Annotated in this window: 22 protein-coding genes and 1 tRNA gene; 13 read left to right on the top strand and 10 right to left on the bottom strand. The window is 71.3% G+C overall.

The features are described from left to right. Positions 1 to 8 precede the first annotated feature (8 nt). From def to ACOKM3_RS24510, 5 genes are all read right to left on the bottom strand, one after another. Positions 9 to 611 carry a peptide deformylase gene (gene def, locus ACOKM3_RS24530; protein ID WP_426903188.1) on the bottom strand — a complete coding sequence of 201 codons (603 nt, stop codon included), beginning with the start codon at positions 609 to 611 and terminating at the stop codon, positions 9 to 11. A gap of 188 nt (positions 612 to 799) precedes the next feature. Beyond that, positions 800 to 1,702: a cellulose-binding protein gene (locus tag ACOKM3_RS24525; protein WP_426903187.1), complete on the bottom strand. Its 903-nt coding sequence runs from the start codon at positions 1,700 to 1,702 to the stop codon at positions 800 to 802. A gap of 152 nt (positions 1,703 to 1,854) precedes the next feature. Next, the gene (locus tag ACOKM3_RS24520; protein WP_426903186.1) at positions 1,855 to 2,853 is read right to left on the bottom strand and encodes an LCP family protein; all 999 of its coding nucleotides are present in this window, start codon (positions 2,851 to 2,853) and stop codon (positions 1,855 to 1,857) included. Between the two features lie 107 nt (positions 2,854 to 2,960). Then, on the bottom strand, positions 2,961 to 5,693 hold the full coding sequence (locus ACOKM3_RS24515) for an SUKH-4 family immunity protein (protein ID WP_426903185.1): 2,733 nt from the start codon (positions 5,691 to 5,693) through the stop codon (positions 2,961 to 2,963). Between the two features lie 7 nt (positions 5,694 to 5,700). Then, a complete protein-coding gene (locus ACOKM3_RS24510; RefSeq protein WP_426903184.1) occupies positions 5,701 to 6,693 on the bottom strand; it encodes an SMI1/KNR4 family protein in 993 nt (330 codons plus the stop codon). 290 nt (positions 6,694 to 6,983) lie between these two features. On the opposite strand from ACOKM3_RS24510, the gene ACOKM3_RS24505 reads away from it, so the two are divergent. Continuing rightward, positions 6,984 to 7,547 (top strand): YwqJ-related putative deaminase, encoded by a 564-nt coding sequence (locus ACOKM3_RS24505; RefSeq protein ID WP_426903183.1) that lies wholly within the window; start codon positions 6,984 to 6,986, stop codon positions 7,545 to 7,547. Next, the gene (locus ACOKM3_RS24500; RefSeq protein WP_426903182.1) at positions 7,547 to 8,044 is read left to right on the top strand and encodes an SUKH-3 domain-containing protein; all 498 of its coding nucleotides are present in this window, start codon (positions 7,547 to 7,549) and stop codon (positions 8,042 to 8,044) included. The genes ACOKM3_RS24505 and ACOKM3_RS24500 overlap by 1 nt, the downstream gene beginning before the upstream one ends. A gap of 1,886 nt (positions 8,045 to 9,930) precedes the next feature. Here ACOKM3_RS24500 and ACOKM3_RS24495 read toward each other — a convergent pair. Further along, entirely contained in the window at positions 9,931 to 11,247 is a 1,317-nt protein-coding gene (locus ACOKM3_RS24495; RefSeq protein ID WP_426903181.1) for a sensor histidine kinase, read from the bottom strand. A gap of 168 nt (positions 11,248 to 11,415) precedes the next feature. Here ACOKM3_RS24495 and ACOKM3_RS24490 point away from each other — a divergent pair, with 168 nt between their 5' ends. The 7 genes from ACOKM3_RS24490 (at position 11,416) to ACOKM3_RS24460 (ending at position 17,066) form a co-directional block, all read left to right on the top strand. Further along, complete coding sequence (locus ACOKM3_RS24490; RefSeq protein WP_426903180.1) at positions 11,416 to 12,288, top strand: hypothetical protein; 873 nt, start codon at positions 11,416 to 11,418, stop codon at positions 12,286 to 12,288. Positions 12,289 to 12,299: 11 nt separating this feature from the next. Then, positions 12,300 to 12,370, top strand: a tRNA-Gln gene (locus ACOKM3_RS24485). A 115-nt stretch (positions 12,371 to 12,485) separates the two neighbouring features. Continuing rightward, positions 12,486 to 13,946 (top strand): bifunctional UDP-N-acetylglucosamine diphosphorylase/glucosamine-1-phosphate N-acetyltransferase GlmU, encoded by a 1,461-nt coding sequence (gene glmU, locus ACOKM3_RS24480; protein WP_426903179.1) that lies wholly within the window; start codon positions 12,486 to 12,488, stop codon positions 13,944 to 13,946. A 130-nt stretch (positions 13,947 to 14,076) separates the two neighbouring features. After that, positions 14,077 to 15,054, top strand: coding sequence for a ribose-phosphate diphosphokinase (locus ACOKM3_RS24475; RefSeq protein ID WP_385760460.1), 978 nt, complete (start codon positions 14,077 to 14,079; stop codon positions 15,052 to 15,054). 197 nt (positions 15,055 to 15,251) lie between these two features. Beyond that, entirely contained in the window at positions 15,252 to 15,848 is a 597-nt protein-coding gene (locus tag ACOKM3_RS24470) for a 50S ribosomal protein L25/general stress protein Ctc (RefSeq protein ID WP_426903178.1), read from the top strand. A gap of 94 nt (positions 15,849 to 15,942) precedes the next feature. Further along, a complete protein-coding gene (pth, locus tag ACOKM3_RS24465) occupies positions 15,943 to 16,536 on the top strand; it encodes an aminoacyl-tRNA hydrolase (RefSeq protein WP_426903177.1) in 594 nt (197 codons plus the stop codon). A 74-nt stretch (positions 16,537 to 16,610) separates the two neighbouring features. After that, positions 16,611 to 17,066, top strand: coding sequence for a hypothetical protein (locus ACOKM3_RS24460; RefSeq protein ID WP_426903176.1), 456 nt, complete (start codon positions 16,611 to 16,613; stop codon positions 17,064 to 17,066). Positions 17,067 to 17,079: 13 nt separating this feature from the next. Here ACOKM3_RS24460 and ppc read toward each other — a convergent pair whose 3' ends face one another. After that, positions 17,080 to 19,818, bottom strand: coding sequence for a phosphoenolpyruvate carboxylase (ppc, locus tag ACOKM3_RS24455; protein WP_426903175.1), 2,739 nt, complete (start codon positions 19,816 to 19,818; stop codon positions 17,080 to 17,082). A 286-nt stretch (positions 19,819 to 20,104) separates the two neighbouring features. Here ppc and ACOKM3_RS24450 point away from each other — a divergent pair, with 286 nt between their 5' ends. After that, positions 20,105 to 21,094: an acyl-CoA desaturase gene (locus tag ACOKM3_RS24450; RefSeq protein ID WP_426903174.1), complete on the top strand. Its 990-nt coding sequence runs from the start codon at positions 20,105 to 20,107 to the stop codon at positions 21,092 to 21,094. 23 nt (positions 21,095 to 21,117) lie between these two features. Beyond that, on the top strand, positions 21,118 to 21,807 hold the full coding sequence (locus ACOKM3_RS24445; RefSeq protein WP_426903173.1) for a TetR/AcrR family transcriptional regulator: 690 nt from the start codon (positions 21,118 to 21,120) through the stop codon (positions 21,805 to 21,807). Positions 21,808 to 21,916: 109 nt separating this feature from the next. Here the strand turns inward: ACOKM3_RS24445 and ACOKM3_RS24440 are convergent, their stop codons facing one another. Both ACOKM3_RS24440 and ACOKM3_RS24435 read right to left on the bottom strand, forming a co-directional pair. After that, a complete protein-coding gene (locus tag ACOKM3_RS24440; RefSeq protein ID WP_426903172.1) occupies positions 21,917 to 22,306 on the bottom strand; it encodes a VOC family protein in 390 nt (129 codons plus the stop codon). Beyond that, positions 22,303 to 23,097 (bottom strand): trans-aconitate 2-methyltransferase, encoded by a 795-nt coding sequence (locus tag ACOKM3_RS24435; RefSeq protein ID WP_426903171.1) that lies wholly within the window; start codon positions 23,095 to 23,097, stop codon positions 22,303 to 22,305. The genes ACOKM3_RS24440 and ACOKM3_RS24435 overlap by 4 nt, the downstream gene beginning before the upstream one ends. 88 nt (positions 23,098 to 23,185) lie before the next feature. Here ACOKM3_RS24435 and tamR point away from each other — a divergent pair, with 88 nt between their 5' ends. Beyond that, positions 23,186 to 23,683: a MarR family transcriptional regulator TamR gene (gene tamR / locus ACOKM3_RS24430; RefSeq protein ID WP_266711058.1), complete on the top strand. Its 498-nt coding sequence runs from the start codon at positions 23,186 to 23,188 to the stop codon at positions 23,681 to 23,683. A gap of 30 nt (positions 23,684 to 23,713) precedes the next feature. Here tamR and ACOKM3_RS24425 read toward each other — a convergent pair whose 3' ends face one another. Then, positions 23,714 to 24,463, bottom strand: a complete 750-nt coding sequence (locus tag ACOKM3_RS24425; RefSeq protein WP_266711060.1) for a LuxR C-terminal-related transcriptional regulator — start codon at positions 24,461 to 24,463, stop codon at positions 23,714 to 23,716. Positions 24,464 to 24,750: 287 nt separating this feature from the next. Between ACOKM3_RS24425 and ACOKM3_RS24420 the strand changes: the two genes are divergently transcribed. Then, positions 24,751 to 25,206, top strand: a complete 456-nt coding sequence (locus tag ACOKM3_RS24420; protein ID WP_426903170.1) for a GNAT family N-acetyltransferase — start codon at positions 24,751 to 24,753, stop codon at positions 25,204 to 25,206.

The following is a 25,206-nucleotide window of genomic DNA, read 5'->3' as shown; positions in this document are numbered from 1 at the left end:
CGTCGGCGCTATTTGCCGAGCCGCTCCGCCAACTCGGCGCGGCGCGCGAGCACATCGCCCTTCAGTTCCTCCATCTCCCGCAGCGCGTCCCGGCGTTCGCGCTTGGCGAGGCGGTCGATGTAGAGGCGGCCGTACAGATGGTCCGTCTCGTGCTGGAGGCAGCGGGCGAAGTAACCGCGGCCCTCGACGACGATCGGGTTGCCGTCCTTGTCCTGGCCGCGGACGACGGCGTGGTCGGCGCGCGCCACCGTCTTGTAGGGGCCCGGCACGGAGAGGCAGCCCTCCATCTCGTCGACGAGCCTGCGGTCCGCCGGCGGCTGCTCGTCGAGCACGGGGTTGCAGATGTGGCCGGTGTGCCGGACGCCCCAGTCGTCCTCCATGTCGTAGACGAAGAGCTGGAGGTCGACGTCGACCTGGTTGGCGGCGATGGCCGCGCCGTGCGCGACGTGGTTCGTGGCGAACATGTCGTCGATCAGGCGATCCAGCTCCGGGGTGCCGAAGTGCGCGTCGGTGACGGGTTCGCAGCGGCGGCGCAGTACGTCCTCGCCGACGATCGTGATGCGGCGGACCGTGCCGCGCTCCACCTCCGGCAGCAGCTGGCCATCACCCATGTCGACTCAACCTTTCGCATCCGCCCACCACTTGACGACCGCCCAACCTTAACGGTGCACTCGTCCGCCCCCACGCCACGGGGCCCTGCCCCGGACCCCGCGCCTCAATCGCCGGCGGGGCTGGAAAGAACGGGGCTCCGCCCCGGACCCCGCGCCTCAAACGCCGGCGGGGCTGGAGATGCCGGGCGTCACTCTGTCTCGGCCGGGGTCTTACCCGTGAGCGTGGCCAGTGAGGCGCGGACGTGTTCCATGTGGGACCGCATCTCCTCGCGCTCCTCCTCGTGCCCCTCGAGGATCGACTCCGTCTCCCGCTCGATCCGCTCCGCCCGCGCCCGCGCTTGCGCGAGCAGCTCCGCGGCCGCGGCCTCCGCGTCCTCCTGGCCGTGCCGCGCCTCCTCCTCGGTCTCACCGAGCATCCGCTTCGCCTCCGAGAGCCGCTCCTCGGCCTCGGCGACGGCACTCGCCTCCCACGCCTCGGACGCGGCCACCTGCTCGGCCGCCTCCCGGTCCGCCTCCTCGATCCGCTCGGCGTGCTCCTTGGCCTGGTCGGCGAGGTGCGCGTCCGTGCGCTCACGCATCTCGCGCAGCACCGTGAGGGCCTCGCTGCGCATCTCCTTGACGTCGCGCCGGGCGGACGCCCGGATGTCGTCGGCCTCGGCCTGCCCGGCCGCGATGCGCCGCTGCGCGTACTCCTCCGCCTTGCCGCGCACCTCGTCGGAGTGCGCCTGCGCGTCGTCCCGCGCCTCGTCCGCCGCCGCGCGCGCGGCATCGGCCTCGGCCTGCGCGTCGGCCAGCGCGGCGCCGCGCACGGCGGTTTCCTCCTCCTCGGCCAGCTCCAGGAGGTACTGGGCCCGCTTGCCGAGCGATTCGTACGTCTGCGGGGCGAGGTTCGCGACGGCCTCGCGCAGCCGCTCGGCCTCCTCCTCCATCTCCTTGGCGAGGACGGTCAGGCGCGCGGCCCGCTCCCAGGCCTCGTCCCGTTCCCCGGAGAGCTTGGCGGCGGCGGCCTCCACCTGCTCGGGCCGATACCCCCGGCCCCGTACGCCGACGAAGCCGTACTGCGACGACTCCGTTCCACCCGCACCGCTCATCTGGATCCCCTCTCCGGCAAGGCACCGACCGGCACCGGCAAGCCCGATCTACGACATTTTGCGCGATTGGCGCACATCTTGATGGAACAACCGGAGGCGGCCACAATCCGACACACGTGACACCCAGGTCGACCCACTCGGTCCAGGATGCGTCAATTGCCGTCGAAAGTCGGAATCGCCTTGTCCTCGCGCAGCGCGGTGAAGAGCTGATCGGCCTCGCTCTCGTTCCACATCACCACGTCCCCGACCCCCGAAACATCGGGCTCACTGCCCACAGGGACGGTCGTCGTCGCGGCCGGGTCGGACATCTTCACACCCATGTTCGCCAGCGCGGCGACCCCGGTGTCCTTGTCGACGGTCAGCGCGTCGAGGGAGGCGCTCACGAACGGAATGAGCTTCCACGGCGGCACCAGCACCCCCGCGCTGAGCGCCTTGTGGGCGATCGCGTCCACCAGCTGCTGCTGCCGCTTGACCCGGCCCAGGTCGCCGGTCGGGTCGGAGTAGCGGGCACGCGCGTACTGCAGGGCCTGCGTGCCGTTCATCGTCTGGCAGCCCGCGTCGAAGTCGGCGCCCGACTTCTCGTCGTGCAGACCGCCGTCGGCCACACAGATCTCGACGCCGCCGAGCGAGTCGACGACATCGACGAGGCCCAGGAAGCTGACCTCCGCGTAGTGGTCCATGCGCAGCCCCGTCGACTGCTCCACGGTCCGCGTGAGCAGCTTCGCGCCGCCCACCGAGTACGCGTAGTTGATCTTGTTCTTGCCGTACCCCGGGATCGAGACGTACGAGTCGCGCGGGATCGAGACGAGATACGGGCCGCTGTCCCCGTAGTGCAGCACCATGATCGTGTCGGTGCGATTGCCCTCGTCGTTGCCGACGTGCAGGTCCTTGCGCTGTTCGGGCGTCAGGTTCTCCCGCGAGTCCGAACCGACCAGCAGCCAGTTCGTGCCCGCGCCCGCGGCCGGACGGCCGTCGTAGTCGCTGAACGCGTCCGTCGTCTGAAGCCGCGAACCCGCCCAGAAATACAGGCCGACGACGTACGCGGCGAGCACCACGAGGACGACGAGCAGGGTCAGCACGACCCGCCGTGGCCAGCGCCGCCGCGGCCGCTTCGCCCGCACCGTCGTCGGCTCACTCCACTCAGCTGCCATGTGCGCATGATCGGGGCGCCCGACCCGTCGCGCAGGTCGAGCGCCCTGTCACTGCCTTACGAGGCCGCAGTACGAGGCCGCCGTACGAGGCCGCCGTACGAGGCCGCCTACAGCAGCCCGTCCCACATCTGCTCGAGCAGCACCGACCACCAGGTCTCGGGCGAGCCGAGCGCCGCCGAGTCGATCGCGCTCAGCTCCGCCTGGAAGTCCACGGTCCAGCGGCCCGCCTGCTCCTGGTTGAGCCCGAAGCGCAGCCGCCACATCCGGCCCAGCAGGGCGATGGAGCGGGCGAACTCCGGCAGCCCGCTGTTCACGAACTGCGGCGGCGCCGGGGTGCCGTCAGGACCCGCCTCCACCGGCACGGCCACGATGTTCGCCGTCCCGTACTGCACGCACAGCGCCTTGCCGAAGTCGCTGCCCATCACGAGGTACGAGCCCGCGTCCGACGCCGCCTGCACGCCACGCTCCTGCGCCAGCTCGGCGAGCGTCGGCACGGGGCGGCCCGGCTGGGCCTGCGCCCAGAAGAACGGCCCGAAGTCCGACGGAAGACCCGCGACGACGAGCGTGTGCGCCACGGTGTCCGGGACGCCCTGCCGCGACACGGCCCGCTGGTCGAACCGGAACACACCGGGGCCGAACGCCGCCGCCAGCTCCTGCGCGATCGCCTCCGGCGGGACCGGGGGCGCGGGGTGCGCGGGCTGCAGCGGGGCGCGCACCGGGGCCGGGCGCGCCGGGCCGTCGGCGACCTGGTGCAGCTCGCCCTGGTGCGCGAGGAGCTGCTGCATGCCCTGCTGACGGCTCGCGTGATCGGTGCCGTACGGCGCGATCGACGTGATCCGCGCCTGCGGCCACTGCTCCTGGATCATGCGCGAGCAGTACGCGCCGGGCAGCGAGCAGGACTCCAGCTCCGTGTGGAGTTCGAGGACCTGGTCCGGCGGCACGTTCATGCCGCGCAGCTCGTGGAAGATCTGCCACTCCGGGTGCGGCGTCCCCGGCGCGGACCGCCGGATGAGCTGCTGCTCGGACCCGTCGGGCGCGCGGTACCGCAGCACGGCCTGATACCCGGGCCCCACGGTCGGCTGCCCCGTCGGCTGGGCGGGCTGCTGAGGCTGCGGCGGCTGCGGATACCCGTACGCCGCCGGGGGCGCGCCGGGAATCTGCTGGCCGGGAGCGGGCGGGGGCATGGGGCCGGGACCCTGCGGGGCGGGACCCGAGAGCATCGTGGCGGCGTGGTGCACGCCCTCGCCGGGAGCGCCGGGGGGTGGGGGCGGGGGCGGGGGCGGCGTCGACTGGTCGGGGCCCTGCGGGCCGGGGCCCGAGAGCATCGTCGCGGCATGGTGCACGCCCTCGCCGGGAGCGCCGGGAGCGCCAGGGGCGCCGGGAGGCGGAGGCGGGGCCTGGCCCGCGGGGCCACCGGGAGGCGGGCCCGAGAGCATCGTCGCGGCATGGTGGACGCCCTCGCCGGGTGCGCCGGGCGGCGGGGGCGGGCCGGGCTCGCCGGGCGTCTGCGGGGGCCCGTCCGGGCCGGGCGGCGACATCATCTGCGTAGGCACGTGGCCACCCGCCGGGGCGCCGGGAGGTCCCGGCGGCGGCGGAGTCTGCGCGCCGCCTCCCCGCGGGGGCTCGGCCTTGCTGGTCGCGGCGTTCGCGATGTCACCGGCGCCGGGCGGCAGCGGCCGACCTGCGGAGTCACGGGACTCGGGACCGCCCTGCGGATAGCCGTACGAAGCCCCGGGAGGCGGCGGCCCGGGAACCGCGGTCCCCGGAGCGGGCGGCGGGAACGAGGCCGGGGCCGCGCCCTGCGGATAGCCGTACGAGTCGGACCGCTCGGCGGGAGGAGGCGTCGGAGCGGCGGGCGGCGCGGGCGGAGCCGACGGAGGCTGGGGGCCCGTGTCGGACGCGGCAGGCGGGAAGCCGTGCGAAGGGGCAGGCGGCGCCGACGGAGGCTGAGCACCCGTGTCCGACGCAGCCGGCGGGAAGGGCGGAGCCGACGGAGGCTGGGCAGACGCGTCGGGCGCGGACTGCTGGTTGGCGTACGTCACGGGGACGTCCGACGGGGGCGGTGGAGGGGGCGGCGGGATGCTGCCCTGGGGGTAGCCGTACGAAGGCGGCGCCGTCGGTGGTTGGGCGGCCTCGGGGGGACCCGCCGGGTAGCCGTACGAGGACCTCTCCGGCTGCTTGTCCAGGGCCGGGGACGTCGCCGTCGGCGGCAACTGGCTGCCACCCACGATGCGGGCCGTCTGCGCGTCCGGCGTGACACCGGGCGGCGGCGCGTCCTCGGCGAGCGGCGGCGAGAACACCGTGTCGGGCAGCGGAACCGAACGGTCCTCCTCGTCGCCCACCCCGTTCGTGTCCGTACCGGCCCACGGCGTCGCGTCGACCGGGACCGGGACCGGGGGCACGGCGTCCTGCGGCTCGGCATCGACCCGCGCAGGAACCGAATCCACCGGCTCGGCCGGCGCGTCCGAACGCCGGTCCGCCTCCTCCTGCAACCACTCCGGAGGAGTCAGCAGGAACGACGTCTGGTTCAGGTCCACCCGCTCCGGCGACCGCGGAGCCGACGGCTCGGCCGGCGCGTCCGGCAGCCCGTACTCCTCCTCGTACCGCCGAATCACCTCGCCCACCGGCAGCGAGGGCCACAGCGAGGCGTCACCACTGTCCCGCGCGATCACGAGGCGCTGCCGCCCGCCGTCGGACACCGGACCGGCCTCCCGGTCCTCCGCCCACACGACGAAGCCCAGCTCGAACTCCCGCACCCGCACCTCACGGTGCTGGTACGCGGGCACCTCCCCGTTGATCCATTCCTCGGCGCGCTCCTGCGCCTGCGCGAACGTCACCATCGCAAGCTCACTCCCCACCGGCGACCGGAACGGCACGCGCGAAGCCGCCGTCCACCATCAGATTCGCCACCGTCTCCAACTCCGGCGGACTGCCCGCGAGTCGGGACAGGAAACCGTCGAAGTCCGCACCGCAGGGCAGCAGCAGCCGCTCCACCCGCTCGGCCACCGGCAGCACCGCCGTCTCACCGCTGTCCCGCGCGTCGTCGTACGCGCAGAACCACACGGAGCCGACCGCGTCGCCCCGCACCTTCACGGCGAGCAACCCGCCCTGCACGAACGCGACACCCAGATAGTCCTTCGTCAGGTGATCGCGCAGACACTTGTTGACATACACCAGGTCGTTCACGGCCGCCTCGTCGCGCACCGTGAAGAACGGCTGGTCGACCAGGAGCCCCAACTCGGCGTCCAGGCCCGTCCCGACGGGCGCGCAGCCGCCGCCCGCCTTCAGGAACGAGCGGTACGCGCCCGGCAGCCGGTACCCCAAGTCCTCCTCCGCGGAGAGCACTTGGCTCTCCGACACCGCGACCCCGGACTTCGGGAGACCGAAGTGCACGGGCCGCGTGTCCTGCAACGGCCGCGTGCCACGCTTGTTCTGGTCCACCGCAGCCGTCGCCAGACCACCGTGGTGTCGAAGCAACGCCTTCACCTCGACCGGGACCAACTCCAGGCGCCGCGAGCCGCGCGCGTGGTGCCACGTCCAGCCGTGCGGCGTCGCCACCGGCGGGATCATGTCCCACAGTTCGTGCCCGGACGCGGCGAGCGCCGCGTTCGCCGACACGTAGTCCGTCAGCCGCAACTCGTCGACACCGAAGCCCTGCGGCGGATCCGCGATCTCCGCGACGGCACGGGCGTACGGGGAGAAATCCGGGAAACCGTCCTCGTCCACGCGAACTCCGCGCGGATGACGGGCAGCGCGGACCGGGTCCGGGAAGTGCACGACCTGCCCGGCATAAGCCGCGTTCGGCGGCGCGGCCTGCTGCCCGAGCCGACCTGTCGTCATGGCTGTTGCCCCCTGCGGCGCTCGTGACGGTTGCGGATCTGTCCCGGGGCTGTCCCGGGTCTGTTCCGGACCTGCTCCTGATCCGTACGAATCAAACGACAGCCTATGCGGTTGTGCGACACCGGTCACCGGGCCTCCGGTTCCATGACCAGCAGTCACCTGAGCATCACCACGACGTGACGATCGGGCGTGTCGCCGGGTACCGGCTTCCGCACCCGCCGACCCGTTTGGCAGTCTGTGCAGGCAACCAGGGGGATTGCAGTGGGGAACTGCAGGAGGGGAAACAACAGATGCGCAGCGGTACCGCAGAGGAAACTGCACCCGCGGACGAGCAGCCAGGCGACGACCCGCGCGTCGGCTGGAGCGCCACCGACGCCGGCGCCGTACCCACCCTTCGCGTGCGCCGGGACGGCATACTCCCCACCGTCGCCGCCGCCCTCTCCGTCCGCGGCACCACCCTCACCGCGACCGCGGCCCGCGGCGAAAAGGCCCCGGCCCTGCACCCGTTGGTCCAGGACTTCCTGGATACGTTGACCAGCGCGCAGCGCGACCGTTTCACCGGGCGCTGCGCCGAGGCCATCCTCGTCTCCCGGCACCTCACGGCGAGCGACACCGAGCGCGCGGAGAAGTCGAAGCGGGCCCGCCGCAGGCCCATGACCATCGGAGAGGCCCGCAAGGCCCTCAAGCAGTCCAAGCTCACCACCCGGCGCATCCGCGAGGACGGGGACCCGCTGCACGGCGGCTTCGCCCGCCCCTGCCGCGCCTGTACGGCGCTGACGGCCCACTTCGGCGTCCACGTGGTGGCCCCCGAGACGGACAGCACCCCGCACGACGACAACGAGGCCGCGCACTGATGCCCCACCCCATCTCTCAGGACGCCCGCTTCTCCGACCTGGTCGACGCCACGTTGCGGGTCGCCGGGTGGCAGCCGGGCCGCTGGGACATCAAGCAGGCCGAGTTCTGGGCGGACGCCCTGCGCACCCACGTCTCCCCCGCCGGCCACCGCCACTCGGTCTTCCCGGCGGCGGTCGAGGCCTGGGCGGAGTTCGGCGGCCTCCACCTCACACCCACGGGCCCCGGCCGCCACATCGCCCCCGCCCAGCCGCACCTGGACCCCCTCCACGGCCTCCACGCGGCCCGCACCCTCGGCGACCTCGGCCGCGCCCTCGACACGGAACTCGCGCCGCTGGGGGCGGAGTCGGGCACGGAGGCGTTGCTGGCGATCGACACGGAGGGCCGCATCTACGCCCTCGACCACAGCGGCGACTGGTACCTGGGCCCCGACATAGACGAGGCCCTCTCCACCCTGATCACAGGCCTCCAACCCCCTCGCCTCTCCCCTCCGGGGTGACCGGGCCGGGTTTGCCTACCCCTGCCGGGGTAGCCGGGCCGGGTTGCCGACTCCTGCCAAGGTGACCGGGCCGGGTTACCGACTCCCGCCAAGGTGACCGGGCCGGGTTACCGACTCCCGCCAAGGTGACCGGGCCGGGTTACCGACTCCCGCCGGGGCGATCGGACCTGGCCGCCGACTCCCGCCGGGGCGACCGGGCCAGGTTGCCGACCCCTGCCGGGGGACCGGACCTGGCCGCCCGCGGCACGGTGTTCCCCGCCCGTGTCGAACGGGGCCGCAACCTTCTGGTCCGGCCCCGTCCGCCCCCGTCCGGCCCCGTTCGGCCCCGTTCGGCCACGGCCGACTCCGCCTGATCCGCCGCCCATCTCCCACCCGCCCGCCCCCTCCGGGGGCTCCGGCCCAGAGGGGTGTGTGGCCCAGAGAGGGCGGACCAGAGGGGTCGGGCACCCCGGTTGGCGACCGGTGCCGCGCAACGTGGGCGTGGGGCCCAACCCCGGCCCCGGTCCCGGCTCAGGCCCCAACCCCGGCCCCGGTCCCGGCTCAGGCTCCGGCTCCGGCTCCGGCTCCGGCTCCGGCTCCGGCTCCGGCTCCGGCCAAGCACAGCCCTTGGCGCGGCACACCGTTCACGGCAGACGCCGAGCCCGGCCACGGCCGACCCCACCGGATCCGTCTCCCCCCGCCCGTCTCCTGGCCACCCGACCCCTCCGAGGGCTCCGGCCCAGAGGGGCGAGGCTCCCAGCGATTGCGGTCGTGCGACCGCCCACGGCTCCCCACCATCGGCAGTCGGTGGCCGCCGCCTTGGCCAATCCGCCTACGCCAAGCTCCGATCCGGGCGGGGAAGCCCTCGCCGGGCGACGGGGTGGTCAAGACGCCCCGGCGCAGCACACCGTTCACGGCAGACGCGAACCACGGCCCGGAGAGAAGCCCCGGTGCCGCGCAACCATCACGCCGGGCGTCGGGCCGAAGCCCCCGGAGGGGGCGGGCGGTGGGAGCTGAGCGGGTACCGGCACAGCCGGACGGGGCCATCGCCACGCAACGCGGGCGTGCGGCCCCACCCCCTGACGCAGCACGCCGTTCACGACAGACGCCGGGAACGGTGCAGCAATACGCCAGCCACCCAGGGGCGGACGGTGGGAGCCGAGCGGGCACCGGCACAGCCGGACGGGGACCGGCGCCGCGCAACCACCACGCCAGGCACCAACTCCGGCACCGCCCACAACCCCCCGGTGCCCCGCAGCGAAACCAGCGCACCACTCGCGGCAGACACGGACCACAGCCCGGCGAAACGCCCCAGTGCCGCGCAACGATCACGCCAAGCATCGGGCCGAAGCCTCCCGGAGGACAGGAACCGGCACCGCGCAACCACCACGCCAGACACCACTCACACCCCCTGGTGCCACGCAGCGAAAGAGGCGAGCTCACCCCCCGGGCACGCAGCGCACCACTCGCGGCAAACCCGGACCACAGCCCAGCGACAAGCCCCGGCACCGCACAACGATCACGCGGGCGTCGGGCCGAAGCCCCCGGAGGGGGCGGGCGGTGGGAGCTGAGCGGGCACCGGCACAGCCGGACAAGGACGGGCGCCGCGCAACCACCACGTCGGATACCAACGCCGGTACCGGCACAGCCGGACAACGACCGGTGCCGCGCAACCACCCCGCCAGACGCCAACTCCGGCACCCCCGGTGCCACGCGGCAGAAAAGGCAGGCGCCACCCCGGCGCAGCTCAGGACCGCGGTGCCGCGCAACGATCACGGCGGGCGCCACCCCGGCCCAACCCAAAACCCCGGCACCGCGCACCCATCACGACCGGCACCACCCCGGCCCAACCCAAAACCCCGGCACCGCCCAACCATCACGGAAGGCCCCCGGAGGGAACCCGCCCCCTACAACACCGCCGGCAGCACCGCCGACACGCGGAAGCCGCCCGCGTCCGTCGGGCCCGACACGAACACTCCGCCGAGCCCGGCGACACGTTCCTTCATGCCCACCAAACCGTTTCCCCCGGAAGGCAGCCCGGCCGACGCGGCAGCACCCGGCTCCGGCGGCGGCTCGTTCTCCACCTGCATCGCCACTTCCGCACCCCGATGCGCGAGCCGGACGTACGTCTTCGCGCCCGCCGCATGCTTGTGCACGTTCGTCAGCGCCTCCTGGACCACCCGGTACGCCGTCTGCTCCACCACCGCCGCGTACCCCCGCGACTCCCCCTCCACGGACACCTCGACGACCATCCCTGCCGCCCGCGACTGCCCGACCAGATCCTCCAGCTCGGCGAGCCACGGCCCGGCCTCCACCTCCGCCTCGGCCCGCGAGGCCGCCGCCGCGGCGGCCACCCCCACCGCCTCCAACGGCATCCGGTCCACCCGCCGCGGCACCGGCTCCCCGGCCCGCAGCACCCCCAACATCTCCCGCAGCTCGGTGAGCGCCTGCCGCCCCATGTCCCCGACCAGCGCCGCGTTCTTCACGGCCTTCTCGGGGTCCTTCCGCGCCACCGCCTGCAACGCCGCCGCGTGCACCACCATCAACGACACCCGGTGCGCCACCACGTCGTGCATCTCCCGCGCGATCCGGGTCCGCTCCTCGCCCCGCGCCCACTCGGCCCGCTCCTCGGCCCGCTCCGCGAGCAGCCCCAACTCCCGCTCCAGCGACTCGTTGCGCTCCTGCAGCGAATCCATCAGCCGGCGCCGCGCCCCCACGTAGAGCCCGAGCAGCAACGGCGGAGCCGTCACCCCGAGCGCCGTGGTGATCGCGAGGAACGGCACGACCCAGTTGGCCACCTGGAACGTGTCCGCGTGCGCCGCGGAGTCCTGCTGCACCCGCACCACCGACACGATCAACGTGCCCAGGAACGACATGCCCGCGAGCGCCCCGATGATCCGCCGCGGCACCTCCGACGCCGCAAGCGAGTACAGCCCGACGACCGTCAGCAGCACGCCCATCTGCGCAGGCGTCACCGCCACCGAGATCAGCACCACGGCGATCGGCCACTGCCGCCGCAGCACGAGCGTCGAGCCGGTCAGCGCCCCGAAAAGGACCCCCACCCAGACCGGCAGCCCGGCCTTGTGCGCGAACGGCACCCCCTCCACGGCACACTCCACCGCGGACGCCACCGCCAGCACCACATCCAGCGCGGCGGCCCTGCGCCGCGCCCACCACCACGGCCCCCCGGCCGCGGCTCGGTGAACTTCCCCCGCTGTGGTCATGCCCTCCAGACTACGGGCGCCGGGTGCCCGATTTCCGGCGAGTTTTACGCAGTGGTCTCCACCACCCCGCTCCGCACGGCCCGCATTGTGGATAACTCGACCACGCGAACTGGTGATCCGTAATCGAACATCCGCCGGAGCGTGAGGTTCCGCCGCAATCTGTTGCCCATGACGCACGCCACAGGCAAGTACGCCGACTTCGAAGCACTCCGCGAGCGAGCGGTCCAGCTGCGCCGCGAGGGCCTCAGCCGGCGCCAGATCCGCGACACCCTGCACATCGACAACAACGACATCCTCAACCGCCTCCTCGAAGGTGAGCCGCCCCCGGACTGGACCCGCCGCCCCAACGCGAAGGACGATCTGCGCGACCGCGCCCGCGAACTGCGCCTTCAGGGCTGGACGTACGACCGCATCCAGGTCGAACTGGGCTGCTCGAAGGGTTCGATCTCGCTGTGGGTACGGGACCTGCCGAAGCCGGAACAGTCATCCCGGTCGGACCAGGCCAAGCTGGCGGCACGGAAGAGGTGGGAGCACGAGCACGCAGTACGAGAGGCCGAACGGTCACGTACCAAGGAAGCCGCCCGGCTGGCAATCGGCCGGATGTCGGACCGCGAGCTGCTCCTCGTCGGCGCCGCCCTGTACTGGGCCGAGGGCACCAAGGACAAGCCGCACGCGCGACGCGAGACCGTCACATTCGTCAACAGCGATCCGGGCATGATCCAGGTCTTCCTGGCATGGCTCGACATGCTCGGGGTCGAGCGCCGCCGCCTGCGCTTCTGCGTGATGATCCACGAAACAGCGGACGTGCCTGCCTCCGAGCAGTACTGGGCAGATCTCGTCGGCTCGGACCGCGACGCCTTCTACAAGACGACGCTCAAGAAGCACAACCCGAAAACCGTGCGCAAGAACACCGGTGAGGCCTACCGAGGTTGCCTCGTGATCAAGGTTCTGCAGAGCGCCGAGCTGTACCGTCGCATCGAAGGCTGTTGGTACGGCATAGTAGGGGCTGCCTCCGCGAGTGATCCAAGCAATTGGACATAGCGGACGATCTATCCCGGGTCGTCTAATGGCAGGACAAATGGTTTTGGTCCATTGAATGAGGGTTCGATTCCTTCCCCGGGAGCACGCTGCGGGGCCCGATCGAAACGGTCGGGCCCCGCCCCCATGCCCGGCCCAAAACGCCCCGGTATCCTGCGGATGTCCACCCCACAACGCATCCGACGCCGAAGGGCCCACCCGTGAGCAGCGCCAACACCCCGGCAGCCGTCGTCGTACTCGCAGCGGGTGAGGGCACCCGTATGAAGTCGGCCACGCCGAAAGTCCTGCACGAGCTCTGCGGCCGCTCACTGGTCGGCCATGTGCTCGCCGCCTCCCGTGAGTTGAACCCCCAGCAGCTCGTCGTGGTCGTCGGCCACGAGCGGGAGAAGGTCGCCGCCCACGTGGGCGCGGTCGACGCCGAGGCCCGCACCGCCGTGCAGGCCGAGCAGAACGGCACGGGGCACGCCGTGCGGATGGGGCTCGAGGGGCTGGACGGCGGGGGTGCGAACGTCGAGGGCACCGTCGTCGTGGTCTGCGGCGACACCCCGCTGCTCACCGGCGGGACGCTCCAGGCCCTGTCCGCCACGCACGCCGCCGACGGCAACGCCGTGACCGTGCTGACCGCCGAGGTCCCCGACGCCACCGGCTACGGCCGGATCGTCCGGGACAACGTCTCGGGCGCGGTCACCGCGATCGTCGAGCACAAGGACGCGACCGAGGCGCAGCGCGCGATCAGTGAGATCAACTCGGGTGTGTTCGCGTTCGACGGGCGGCTGCTCGTCGAGGCGTTGAAGCAGGTGCGGACGGACAACTCGCAGGGTGAGGAGTACCTCACCGATGTGCTCGGGATTCTGCGGGAGGCCGGGCATCGGGTCGGGGCGTCCGTGGCGCGCGATCACCGTGAGATCGCCGGGATCAACAATCGGGTGCAGCTGGCCGAGGCCCGCCGCACTCTCAATGACCGGCTGCTCGAGCAGGCGATGCTCGCGGGTGTGACGGTCGTCGATCCGGCCAGCACCTTCGTCGATGTCACCGTGACGTTCGAGCGGGACGCCACTGTGCTGCCGGGCACTCAGCTGCTGGGTGCCACGCATCTCGCCGAGGGCTCCGTGGTCGGCCCCAACTCCCGTCTCACGGACACCCGTGTCGGTGCGGGCGCGCACGTCGACAACACGGTGGCGTACAGCTCGGAGGTGGGTCCGGAGGCGTCCGTCGGTCCGTTCGCGTATCTGCGGCCCGGTACCCGGCTCGGTCTGAAGTCGAAGATCGGGACGTTTGTCGAGGCGAAGAACTCGTCGATCGGTGAGGGCACGAAGGTGCCGCACCTGTCGTACGTGGGTGACGCGACGATCGGCGATCACACCAACATCGGTGCCGCGAGCGTCTTCGTGAACTACGACGGGGAGAGCAAGCACCACTCCGTCGTCGGGTCCCACTGCAAGACCGGTTCGGACAACATGTTTGTGGCTCCTGTCACTATTGGGGACGGTGCGTACACCGCTGCCGGGTCCGTGATCACGAAGGATGTGCCGGCCGGCTCGTTGGCCGTGGCGCGGGGCCAGCAAAGGAATATCGAGGGTTGGGTGGCCCGAAAGCGTCCGGGGAGCGCGGCCGCCAAGGCGGCGGAGGCGGCTTCCCGGAATCCGGAAACCGCGGACTGACGTGGTCTGACCGGAAACAGGTGCGCCCGACACGGCGTACCGTGATAGGTGCTCACGATTCGCCTGGCTCGCTGCTAATGGGACGCGCGGGCAGCTGCGGCGGACGAACTCGTCTGAGGAGACTAGTGCTGTGACCGGGATCAAGACGCAGGGCGAGAAGAAGTTGATGCTCTTCTCTGGCCGCGCCCACCCCGAGCTTGCCGAGGAGGTCGCGCACCAGCTCGGTGTCGGGATCGTCCCGACCAAGGCGTTCGACTTCGCCAACGGCGAGATCTACGTCCGCTACCAGGAGTCCGCTCGCGGTGCCGACTGCTTCCTGATCCAGAGCCACACGGCTCCGATCAATAAGTGGATCATGGAGCAGTTGATCATGATCGACGCGCTGAAGCGCGCGTCGGCCCGCTCCATCACCGTCATCGTGCCGTTCTACGGTTACGCGCGGCAGGACAAGAAGCACCGTGGACGTGAACCCATCTCGGCGCGCCTGGTCGCGGACCTGATGAAGACCGCCGGTGCGGACCGCATTCTCACGGTCGACCTGCACACGGACCAGATCCAGGGCTTCTTCGACGGCCCGGTGGACCACCTGTTCGCGCTGCCGATCCTGGCGGACTACGTGGGCGCGAAGGTGGACCGGAGCAAGCTGACGGTCGTCTCCCCCGACGCCGGCCGTGTGCGTGTCGCCGACCGCTGGTGCGACCGTCTGGGCGCCCCGCTCGCGATCGTGCACAAGCGCCGCGACAAGGACATCGCCAACCAGGTGACCGTCCACGAGGTGGTCGGTGACGTGAAGGGCCGCGTCTGCGTGCTCGTCGACGACATGATCGACACCGGTGGCACGATCTGCGCCGCCGCCGACGCCCTGTTCGCGCACGGCGCCGAGGACGTCATCGTGACGGCGACGCACGGTGTGCTCTCCGGCCCGGCCGCGGACCGTCTGAAGAACTCGAAGGTGAGTGAGTTCGTCTTCACGGACACGCTGCCGACGCCGGGCGAGCTGGAGCTCGACAAGATCACGGTCCTTTCGATCGCGCCGACGATCGCCTCCGCGGTGCGCGAGGTCTTCGAGGACGGCTCGGTGACCAGCCTCTTCGAGGGCGAGGCCTGATCCCGTAGGGGATCTCCTCACTGAAGATCCATTTGGGTGCGGCCTCCTCCGCCGGGTAAACTGCTGAAGTTGCTCGGCGAGGGAGGCCGTACTTCTGTTTTCGGAAGTGCCGGCTGTCCGTTATCGACGCGCTCTTCGTAGCAGGCCGTTCGTGGCCGGGTGACTATTTCCCCTAGTTCTACGAGGAGTTGAAGAGCATGTCCGAGGTCAAGCTTTCCGTCGAGACCCGCACCGAGTTCGGCAAGGGTGCCTCGCGCCGTCTGCGCCAGGTCGAGAAGGTTCCCGGTGTCGTCTACGGCCACGGCGACGAGCCGAAGCACATCGTGCTCGACTCGCACGCCCTGATGCTGGCCCTGCGTACGCCGAACGTCCTGATCCGTCTGGACATCGACGGCGGCAAGTCCACCGAGCTGGTCATCCCGAAGTCCGTGCAGCGTGACGCGATCACGAGCTTCCTGGTCCACGTCGACCTGCTCCAGGTGAAGAGCGGCGAGAAGGTCACCGTCGAGCTCCCCGTCCACACCGAGGGCGAGCTGGCCCCGGGTGGCAACCTGCTCGAGCACGTGCTGAACACGCTGTCGGTCGAGACCGAGGCGACGCACATCCCCGAGTCGGTCACCGTCTCCATCGAGGGCCTCGAGGCCGGTGCCTCGGTCCACGCCAAGGACATCAAGCTCCCCAAGGGCACCACGCTGTCCACGGACGAGGACGCCGTCGTGCTCCAGGTCCTGGCCGCGCAGGCCGAGGAGGCCCCGGCCGAGGCCGAGGGCGACGAGGCCGCCGCGGAGGCCTGAGCCTTCAGGGTCTGACCTGTACGGGGTGGTGGGCGCGGCCCACCACCCCGTATCGCTGTATCGCGACGTATCGACGTACACCTAAGGAATGTGCATGTCCGACGAGAACGCTCCCTGGCTGATCGCCGGGCTGGGCAACCCTGGGCCCGAGTACGCGATGAACCGGCACAACGTCGGCTTCATGGTGGCCGATCTGCTCGCGCAGCGGATGGGCGCCAAGTTCAAGCGGGCGACCAAGGGGCAGGCGCAGGTCGTCGAGGGGCGGATCGGCCCGCCGGGGCCGCTGAACCGCCGGGTGATCCTCGCGAAGCCGATGTCGTACATGAACGTCTCGGGTGGTCCGGTGACGGCGCTGTGCGACTTCTACAAGGTGCCGACGGAGCACATCGTGGCGATCCACGACGAGCTGGACATCGACTACGGGGTGCTGCGCCTGAAGCTGGGCGGCGGCGACAACGGGCACAACGGTCTGAAGTCGATCACCAAGTCGAAGGGCCCCGACTACCACCGTGTGCGGTTCGGGATCGGGCGTCCGCCGGGGCGGATGCAGGTCGCGGACTTCGTCCTCAAGGACTTCTCGTCGACGGAGCGCAAGGAGCTCGACTACTTCGTGGACCGGGCGGCCGACGCGGCAGAGGCTCTGGTGATCGAGGGCCTGGAGCGCGCGCAGTCGACTTACAACTCCTGACCTGTACGGACTTGTCGGGGCGGGATTCCGCCGGGAGTTGACCGTACGCAGGGTGATGGCCAAGGATCCCGGCCATGTTGCCAGTTGCCCGTCAAGTCGCGGCGGCCGTGGTCGCCGCGCTGCTGCTGATCGCCGGCGTGTGGGCCTCGTGGGGTGCGGCGCAGCACGTGATGTTCCCGACGGGCCGTGAGCGCGGCACGATGACGGTGAGCCGGTGCGCGGACAAGACCTGCGCCGGCCCGTTCTCGCCCGCCTCCCCCACCGCCGTACGGCACAAGAGCGTGACGATCGACCGCTCGATCGGGGAGAAGAAGGGCGCGCGCTTCCCTGTCATCCTCAAGCCGAGTTCGACCTCGGCGGTCCGTGCGGGCACCGCCGGACTTCTGCACGCCTGGGTGCCGCTCGGCGGCGCGCTGCTGCTCGCGTCGGTGGTGCTCGCGGGCGGGATACGCAACCGGCGCCTCACGTGGGTCACGGGAGGCGCCGGAATCGCGCTGCTGACGGCGGCTTTCGCCGCCGTGAGCCTGTAGAAGTGGCCCTCGGTCAGCCGGTGTTGCGCAGGCCCGCGGCCACACCGTTCACGGTGAGCAGCAGGGCGCGGCCGAGCGTCGGGTCCGCTTCCTCGCCCGCGGCCGCCGCGTCGCGCTGCCGCTTGAGCAGGGCGACCTGGAGGTACGAGATCGGGTCGAGGTAGGCGTCGCGGATCGCGAACGTCTGCTTCAACACGGGCTGCGCGGCGAGGAGTTCGTCCTCACCCGTGATGCGCAGCACCTCGGCGACGGTCAGCTCGTGCTCGGCCACGATCTCGTCGAAGACGTGCTTGAGGTTCTCGGGCACGAGCGTGTCGACGTAGTGGCGGGCGATGCGCAGGTCGGTCTTGGCGAGCGTCATCTCGACGTTGGAGATGAAGTTCTGGAAGAAGTGCCAGCGCTCGTTCATCTCGTCGAGCACGGTGTCGAGGCCCGCTTCGCGCAGCGCCTTGAGGCCGGAGCCGACGCCGAACCAGCCGGGCACGATCTGCCGGGACTGGGTCCAGCCGAACACCCACGGGATGGCGCGCAGTCCGTCGAGCGAGACGCCCGAGCCGGGGCGGCGGGAGGGCCGCGAGCCGAGGTGCAGGTCGGCGAGCTGGTCGACGGGCGTGGAGGCGAGGAAGTAGTTCGGCAGGTCCGGGTCCTCGACGAGCTTGCGGTACGCCGTGTGGGCGGCGTCGCTCACGACGTCCATGGCGGCGTCCCAGCGGGCGAGGGCCTCGTCGGACTGGCGCGGCGCCGTGTGCAGGGCGGAGGCCTGAAGTGTGGCCGCGACGGTCAGTTCCAGGTTCTCGCGGGCCAGGGACGGCACGAGGTACTTGTCGGAGATGACCTCGCCCTGCTCGGTCACCTTGATCTCGCCCTCCAGGGTTCCCCAGGGCTGGGCGAGGATCGCGTCGTGCGAGGGGCCGCCGCCGCGGCCGACGGTGCCGCCGCGGCCGTGGAAGAGGCGCAGCCGGACGCCGTAGCGGTGCGCGACGTCGCGGAGGCGGCGCTGGGCGCGGTGGATCTCCCACTGCGAGGTGGTGATGCCGCCGAACTTCGAGGAGTCGGAGTAGCCGAGCATGACCTCCTGCACGTCCCCGTTGAGCGCGACGAGGCGCCGGTAGGACGGGTCGGAGAGCATGTCCTCCAGGATCGTGTCGGCGGCCTTCAGCTCGTCCGTCGTCTCCAGGAGCGGCACGATGCCGATCTTCGCCCAGCCGGCGTGCAGGTCGATGAGGCCCGCCTCGCGCGCGAGGACGGCGGCGGCGAACACGTCGTCGGCGCCCTGGCACATCGAGATGATGTACGACTCGATGACCTCGGGCCCGAACACGTCGAGCGCCTTGGTGATGGTGTGGAAGACGCCGAGCGTCTTCTCGCCCTCGGCGTCGAGCGGCGCCGGGGTCGGGGCCAGCGGGCGGCGGGAGCGGAGCTCCTTGGCGAGCAGCTTGCCCCGGTAGTCGCGCGGCATGTCCGCGTACCGCCAGGACTCCTCGCCGAGCCGGTCGAAGAGCTGGCCGAGCGTGTGGTGGTGCGCGTCGGCGTGCTCGCGGACGTCCATCGTGGCGAGCTGCAGACCGAAGGCGGAGAGCGTACGGATCGTACGGTCCATGCGGCCTTCGGCGAACAGTCCGGCACGGTGCTCGCGCAGCGACGTCTGGATGAGCTTGAGGTCGTGCAGCAGCTCGGCCGTGCCGAGGTAGTCGCGGCCCTCCCGGTGCGGGGTGTTGTCGGCGAGCCGCGTCTTGGTGTTCTCCAGCTTCTGCCGGATCGCGGTGGCCTTGAGCCGGTAGGGCTCCTCCGCGTTGAGCCGCTTGTAGCGGGGGCTGATCTCCGGGAGGCGCTCCAGGTCGCACTGGAGCGAGGTGAGCAGCTCCTCGGTGGCGCCCGTGTAGCGGATCGAGTTCGACAGGAAGCCGCGCAGCTCGTCGATCATGTCGAGCGCGTCGTTGATGCCGTGCTCGTGCTGGAGGATCAGGACGTCCCAGGTGACGGCCGGCGTCACGTTCGGGTTGCCGTCGCGGTCGCCGCCGATCCAGGTGCCGAAGGTGAGCGGGCGGCTGTCCTCGGGGAGCTTGAAGCCGACGCGCTCCAGCTCGGCGGTGAGGTCCTCCAGGACGTCGCCGACGGCGCCGGCGTGCAGCTCGTCCAGGTAGTAGATCGCGTTGCGGGACTCGTCCGTGACCTCGGGGCGTACGACGCGCAGCTCGTCCGTCTGCCACACCAGGTCGATGTTCTCGGCGAGGCGGGTGTCGTAGCGGCGCCTGTCGGTCTCCAGGACCGGGGTCTCCAGGAGCTCGGCGACGCGGCGCAGCTTGTTGAGGACGCTTCGCCGGGCGGCCTCCGTCGGGTGCGCCGTGAAGACGGGTCGTACATTCAGGTGCTTGACCGTGTCGCGCAGGTGGTCCGGGTCGGCGTCCTTGAGACGGTCCGCGGTGCGGGCGAGCAGTCCGCCCTCGGCGGCCCGCATGGCGCGCAGCTCGCGGCCACGGTGCACCTGCTCCGTCACGTTGGCCAGGTGGAAGTACGTGGAAAAGGCGCGGACCAGCTTGGCCGCGGTGTCCAGCTCGGTGCCCCGCAGGAGCTCGGCGGCGGCCTCGCCGTCCTCGCGGGTCAGTCGGCGGACCTTCTCGACCAGCTCGAGGAGCTCCGGGCCCTCCTGGCGGACCAGGGTCTCGCCCAGCAGGTCACCGAGCCGACGGATGTCGGCGCGCAGCTCGGCGCTGGTGCTCGTCGCAGCGGTCTGTTCGTCGGCACTGCTCACAGGTGCGGCTCCTTGCAATGGTGAAGCACGTGACACGGGAGGAAGGATCCCCGGATCCGGGTACTAGACCCGGGGTGGAGATTCAGAGCGGACCGCGCTGTCCGACCGATTCCAAGGATATGTGCCACCGCCGACGGCGAGGCTTGGAGCCTCGTGCCGCCCGGCTGCACGCTTACGTACTTACGGTGCCGTAGGTTACGGAACCGTAAGCAAGCTGTCCGCGGATCCCCGTGGATCTCCTGACCCGTCTCAGCCCGTCTCAACCCTCGACTTACAGGGGACTCCCATGGCCACCAGTACCGATGTGATCGAAGAAGCTCCCGGTCCGGCGCCGGAACCGCCCGCCACCTCGCCCTCCGCGACGCTCGGCGGCGAGAAGAAGCGCTCCGTGGAACAGATCACACTGCTCCTGTTCATCGTCCTCCCGTTCCTGGCCGTGCTCGCGGCGGTGCCGCTGGCCTGGGGCTGGGGAGTGAGCTGGCTCGACCTCGGGCTGCTCGTCGCGTTCTACTTCATCGGCTGCCACGGCATCACGATCGGCTTCCACCGGTACTTCACGCACGGCTCCTTCAAGGCGAAGCGCCCGCTGCGGATCGCGCTGGCGGTCATGGGCTCGCTCGCGGTGGAGGGCCCGGTCGTGCGCTGGGTCGCCGACCACCGCAAGCACCACAAGTTCTCCGACGCCGAGGGCGACCCGCACTCGCCATGGCGTTACGGGGAGACGGTGCCGGCCCTGCTGAAGGGCCTGTGGTGGGCGCACATGGCCTGGATGTTCGACGAGGAGCAGACCTCACAGGAGAAGTACGCGCCGGACCTGATCAAGGACCCGGCGATCCGCGCGATCTCCCGCCAGTTCGTCCTGTGGACGGCGCTTTCGCTCTTCCTCCCCGCGCTGATCGGCGGCCTCGTCACGATGTCGTGGTGGGGCGCGTTCACGGCGTTCTTCTGGGGCTCCCTCGTCCGGGTGGCGCTCCTTCACCACGTGACGTGGTCGATCAACTCGATCTGCCACGCCGTCGGCAAGCGCCCCTTCAAGTCCCGCGACAAGTCGGGCAACGTGTGGTGGCTGGCCGTCCTGTCCTGCGGCGAGTCCTGGCACAACCTGCACCACGCGGACCCGACGTCGGCGCGGCACGGGGTGGAGCGCGGCCAGATCGACTCCTCGGCCCGCCTCATCCGCTGGTTCGAGCGGCTGGGCTGGGCGCACGACGTGCGCTGGCCGTCGCAGGACCGCATCGCGTCCCGCCGCAAGGAGAAGGTCGCCGGTGCCGCGTGAGCGCGGCACGGCATGATGGGGACGTGGCGACCGACTCAAGCACCCCTGGCAACGCGAGCAGTGACCGGCCCGAGCGGCCGGAGAAGGCTCGGCGCACGCGCAGAACGCGGATGACGGGGGCGGAGCGGCGACAGCAGCTCCTGGAGATCGGTCGCGTCCTCTTCGCCGCGAAGGGCTTCGAGGGCACGTCGGTGGAGGAGATCGCGGCGAAGGCCGGGGTCTCCAAGCCGGTGGTGTACGAGCACTTCGGCGGCAAGGAGGGCCTGTACGCGGTGGTCGTGGACCGCGAGATGCGCCAGCTCCTGGACATGGTGACCAGCTCGCTGACGGCGGGCCACCCGCGTGAGCTGTGCGAACAGGCCGCGTTCGCGCTCCTGGACTACATCGAGGAGTACACGGACGGCTTCCGCATCCTGGTCCGCGACTCCCCCATCCCGCAGTCCACGGGTTCCTTCGCGTCCCTGATCTCCGACATCGCGACGCAGGTCGAGGACATCCTCGGCCGCGAGTTCAAGAACCGCGGCTTCGACCCGAAGCTGGCGCCGCTGTACGCGCAGGCGCTGGTGGGGATGGTCGCGCTGACGGGTCAGTGGTGGCTGGACGCCCGCAAGCCGAAGAAGGCGGAGGTCGCGGCGCATCTGGTGAATCTGGCGTGGCATGGCCTGGACGGCCTGGAGCCGAAGCCGCGGCTGATAGGGCACCGGAAGAGTTGAGCCCCTCCGGCCCCCTTGCGACGGCTGGGCAAATTAAGCCCCGCCTTTCCAACGAGAGCCAGCGGGGTCCGGGGCGGAGCCCCGAGGCCGCAACACCGGAGCCGCCTGCTCAATCGCCGCAGGGGCTGGATTGTTGAGATTTTGGCTCCAAAATCTCCAGCCGGTTTCCCACCGGGTCCGCGCAATAGAAGCGCCGCCACCCCGGCAACAGGTCGTCCCACTCGACCTTGACCCCGCGCCCGGCCAGGCGCCGCGCGTACGCCTCGATGTCCCGCACCAAGAGGCCCGGGTGCGCCTTCTTGGCGGGGCGGAAGTCCCGGTCGATGCCCAGGTGGAGCTCCGCCGCCCCGGCCCGGAACCAGCAGCCGCCCCGCGCCGCGAGCGCCGGTGGCTTGGGGAGTTCGGTCATGCCGAGGTCGTCGACGTAGAAGGACCGCAGGACCTCCTCGCTGCCCGGTGGCGCCGCGAGCTGTACGTGGTCCACCCCGACCAGCGTCATGAGCGCGTCGCCACCACGAAGATCCGCCGGAACGGCAGCACCGTGCCGTGCTCCGTCGCCGGGTACGCCTCGCGGAGCAGGTCCCGGTACTCGGTGACGAAGGCGTCCCGCGCCTCCGGGTCGTCGGCGAGGGCCGTGAGGACCGGGCGCAGGCCCGTGCCCTTGACCCAGTCGAGGACCGGGTCGGCGCCCGACAGCAGGTGCATGTACGTCGTCTCCCAGGCGTCGACCTCGCAGCCGAGGCCGGCGAGCCGCTCCAGGTAGGCCGCGGGCGTGAGCACCGCGTCCCCGTGGCGCAGCACCCCGGCCAACCGGTCCTTCCAGCGGGCCGATTCCGCCAGCTCCCGCATCAGGACGTGACTGGGCGCGTCGAAGTTGCCGGGCACTTGGAAGGCGAACGTGCCGCCGGGGGCCACCGCGTCGATCCACCGGGGGAAGGCGTCGGCGTGGTCCGGGACCCATTGCAGGGTCGCGTTCGACAGCAGCAGGTCGTACGTCTCCGTGGGCGCCCAGTCGGCCGCGTCCGCGTACGCGAAGTCGAGGCGGTCGGTGGCGTGGGCGGCCGCCTGTTCCAGCATCTGGGGCGAGTTGTCGTAGCCGGTGACGCGGGCCGTGGGCCAGCGTTCCGTGAGCAGCGTCGTGACGTTTCCGGGGCCGCAGCCGAGGTCGGCGATGCGGGCGGGCTCCCCCGGCAGGGCGGGGACGCGGGCGAGCAGGTCGACGAAGGGGCGGCCGCGGTGGCCGGCGTGGCGGAGATACTGGTGGGGGTCCCAGGTGGGTGTGGGCGTCATGTCGTCAAGCGTCTTCCGCAGGTATCTCGATGTCAAGATAGTCGACCTCAAGAGACTTCATGTCGACACACCCCCTACACTGATCGTCATGGAGGACGAGGTCGACCGTCTGGTCTCAGCGTGGCGCCGAGAGCGCCCCGACCTCGACGTGGAGCCCCTTGAGGTGCTCAGTCGGGTCAGCAGGCTCGCGCGCCATCTCGACCGGGCCCGCCGCCTGGCGTTCTCCGAGCACAACCTGGAGCCGTGGGAGTTCGACGTCCTGACGGCACTGCGCCGCGCCGGCACCCCGTATCAGCTCTCTCCCGGCCAGTTGCTCACGCAGACGCTGGTGACCTCGGGCACGATGACCAACCGTATCGACCGGCTCGCCAAGAAGGGCCTCGTCGAGCGCCTGCCGGACCCCAGTGACCGCCGCGGCGTCCTGGTCCGGCTCACGGACGAGGGCCGCGACCGCGCCGACCAGGCCCTGGCCGGGTTGCTCGACCAGGAGCGGGCGATCCTGGCGGAGCTGTCGCGTACGCAGCGCGGTGAACTGGCGGGTTTGCTCCGCCAGTTGACCGCACCGTTCGACAACATCCCGGGTTGAGGACCGAGCTGAGGGCCAAGGCGTAAGGCCTCAGCTCGCCGCCTCCAGGTCTGCCGGGCCCACGCCCGCCCTGCGGGCGAGTGCGACCGCCGCGAGCGTCGAGTGGACCCCGAGCTTGCCCAGCACGTTCTGCATGTGCGTCCGCACCGTGTGCGGCGACAGGAACAGCCGCTCCGCCACCGCCTTGCGGCCGAGACCGGCCACCATGCAGCGCAGCACCTCGCGCTCCCGGGGCGTCAGGGACTCGACGAGCCGCTCGGACTCGGTGCGGTGCTTGCGCGCCGCGGTCAACTCCCGCAGTACGCCCGTGAGCAGCGCCGGCGGCAGATGCGTCTCTTCCCGCAGCACGCCCCGTATGACGGTCAACAGGCGCGACAGGGAACAGTCCTTGGCGACCCAGCCGGACGCCCCCGCCTGAAGCGCGAGCGCCGCACGGCGCGGATCGTCCCGCTCGGCGAGCACCACCGTACGGACGGCGGGCTGGCCCGAACGGACGCCCGCCACCAGGGAGATGCCGTCGACGAGGCCGTCCTGCGAGGCGCTGTCGGGTACCGCCGTCGGCGCGCGCATGCCCTGGAACGATGCCGCGCCCAGGTCCGCGTCGATCAGCAGCACATCGAAGCGGCGTCCCTCCGCGACCGCCCTGTCGAGGCAGCGCAGGGCCGCGGGGCCGCTCCCGGCGGCCGACACGTCGACATCGGGCTCGGCGGCGAGCGCCGCCGCGAGCGACTCGGCGAAGATGCGATGGTCGTCGACCACCAGGACCCGGATACGAACCACGTGATTACCCCCTTCCCCGAGCTCCCTGAAGGAGCAGGGGATACCCCATCGCCGGGGTCGGACCAACACAGGTACGGCGCCCGGAGTACGGGTCGCCGCAGCGGCACGGCCGCCGCCGTGCGCAGAACTGCTACCCCCGCTCCGGGCGTCGTACCCGGCTGTCTCGCCCCCTGATCGGCACCGGCCCCCACCGGTGCTGTCCTCAGAGTAGAGGCGAAGGCCCACAGGGGAAGTCAATTCGCAGAACTGGTTGCCGGTTGGCGGAGCAGCGACTGTCCCGCGCGTTTATGGTGATGCGCATGTTTCGCATCGAGACAGAAGTCGACAAGGAGCGCGCCCTTCTGCTCCGGTCGCTGCTGAGGGAGACCAATACGGCGGCGTCACCGGAGCTTCGCGAGCTGCGCGGCACCCCTGCCGACCAGCATGTCCCGCTCCAGGTATGGGTGTTGGACGAGGAGGGCGCACTGGCGGCGGGGCTCGACGCGTACACGTGGGCGTTCTGGCTGCACGTGGATCTGCTGTGGGTCGCCGAGCGGCACCGCGGGGCGGGGCTCGGCTCCCGGCTCCTCGCGGAGGCGGAGCGCCTCGCTCACGAGGAGCGCGAGTGCCGGGGCTCCCGTGTCGAGACCTGGGACTTCCAGGCCCCGGGCTTCTACCGGCTGCACGGATACGACGTGGTGTCCGTGATCCCGGACTACCCGCCCGGGGTCAAGGAGTTCACACTGACGAAGCGGCTGGGGTAG

This window comes from Streptomyces nidicola, from assembly GCF_050106155.1.
Taxonomy (GTDB): Bacteria; Actinomycetota; Actinomycetes; order Streptomycetales; family Streptomycetaceae; genus Streptomyces.
Note: the sequence above shows the minus strand (reverse complement) of the source record. Positions and strands in the feature narration are given on the sequence as shown.

Excerpts from the sequence above, each read along its gene's own strand:
- tamR (WP_266711058.1), top strand. The coding sequence starts at position 23,186 with ATGGAGGACGAGGTCGACCGTCTGGTCTCAGCGTGGCGCCGAGAGCGC.
- ACOKM3_RS24525 (WP_426903187.1), bottom strand. The coding sequence starts at position 1,702 with ATGAGCGGTGCGGGTGGAACGGAGTCGTCGCAGTACGGCTTCGTCGGC.
- ACOKM3_RS24495 (WP_426903181.1), bottom strand. The coding sequence starts at position 11,247 with ATGACCACAGCGGGGGAAGTTCACCGAGCCGCGGCCGGGGGGCCGTGG.
- ACOKM3_RS24520 (WP_426903186.1), bottom strand. The coding sequence starts at position 2,853 with ATGGCAGCTGAGTGGAGTGAGCCGACGACGGTGCGGGCGAAGCGGCCG.
- ACOKM3_RS24440 (WP_426903172.1), bottom strand. The coding sequence starts at position 22,306 with ATGACGCTGGTCGGGGTGGACCACGTACAGCTCGCGGCGCCACCGGGC.
- ACOKM3_RS24460 (WP_426903176.1), top strand. The coding sequence starts at position 16,611 with ATGTTGCCAGTTGCCCGTCAAGTCGCGGCGGCCGTGGTCGCCGCGCTG.
- ACOKM3_RS24510 (WP_426903184.1), bottom strand. The coding sequence starts at position 6,693 with ATGACGACAGGTCGGCTCGGGCAGCAGGCCGCGCCGCCGAACGCGGCT.
- ACOKM3_RS24515 (WP_426903185.1), bottom strand. The coding sequence starts at position 5,693 with ATGGTGACGTTCGCGCAGGCGCAGGAGCGCGCCGAGGAATGGATCAAC.
- ACOKM3_RS24470 (WP_426903178.1), top strand. The coding sequence starts at position 15,252 with ATGTCCGAGGTCAAGCTTTCCGTCGAGACCCGCACCGAGTTCGGCAAG.
- def (WP_426903188.1), bottom strand. The coding sequence starts at position 611 with ATGGGTGATGGCCAGCTGCTGCCGGAGGTGGAGCGCGGCACGGTCCGC.
- ACOKM3_RS24420 (WP_426903170.1), top strand. The coding sequence starts at position 24,751 with ATGGTGATGCGCATGTTTCGCATCGAGACAGAAGTCGACAAGGAGCGC.
- ACOKM3_RS24505 (WP_426903183.1), top strand. The coding sequence starts at position 6,984 with ATGCGCAGCGGTACCGCAGAGGAAACTGCACCCGCGGACGAGCAGCCA.
- ACOKM3_RS24500 (WP_426903182.1), top strand. The coding sequence starts at position 7,547 with ATGCCCCACCCCATCTCTCAGGACGCCCGCTTCTCCGACCTGGTCGAC.
- ACOKM3_RS24450 (WP_426903174.1), top strand. The coding sequence starts at position 20,105 with ATGGCCACCAGTACCGATGTGATCGAAGAAGCTCCCGGTCCGGCGCCG.
- ACOKM3_RS24490 (WP_426903180.1), top strand. The coding sequence starts at position 11,416 with ATGACGCACGCCACAGGCAAGTACGCCGACTTCGAAGCACTCCGCGAG.
- pth (WP_426903177.1), top strand. The coding sequence starts at position 15,943 with ATGTCCGACGAGAACGCTCCCTGGCTGATCGCCGGGCTGGGCAACCCT.
- ACOKM3_RS24435 (WP_426903171.1), bottom strand. The coding sequence starts at position 23,097 with ATGACGCCCACACCCACCTGGGACCCCCACCAGTATCTCCGCCACGCC.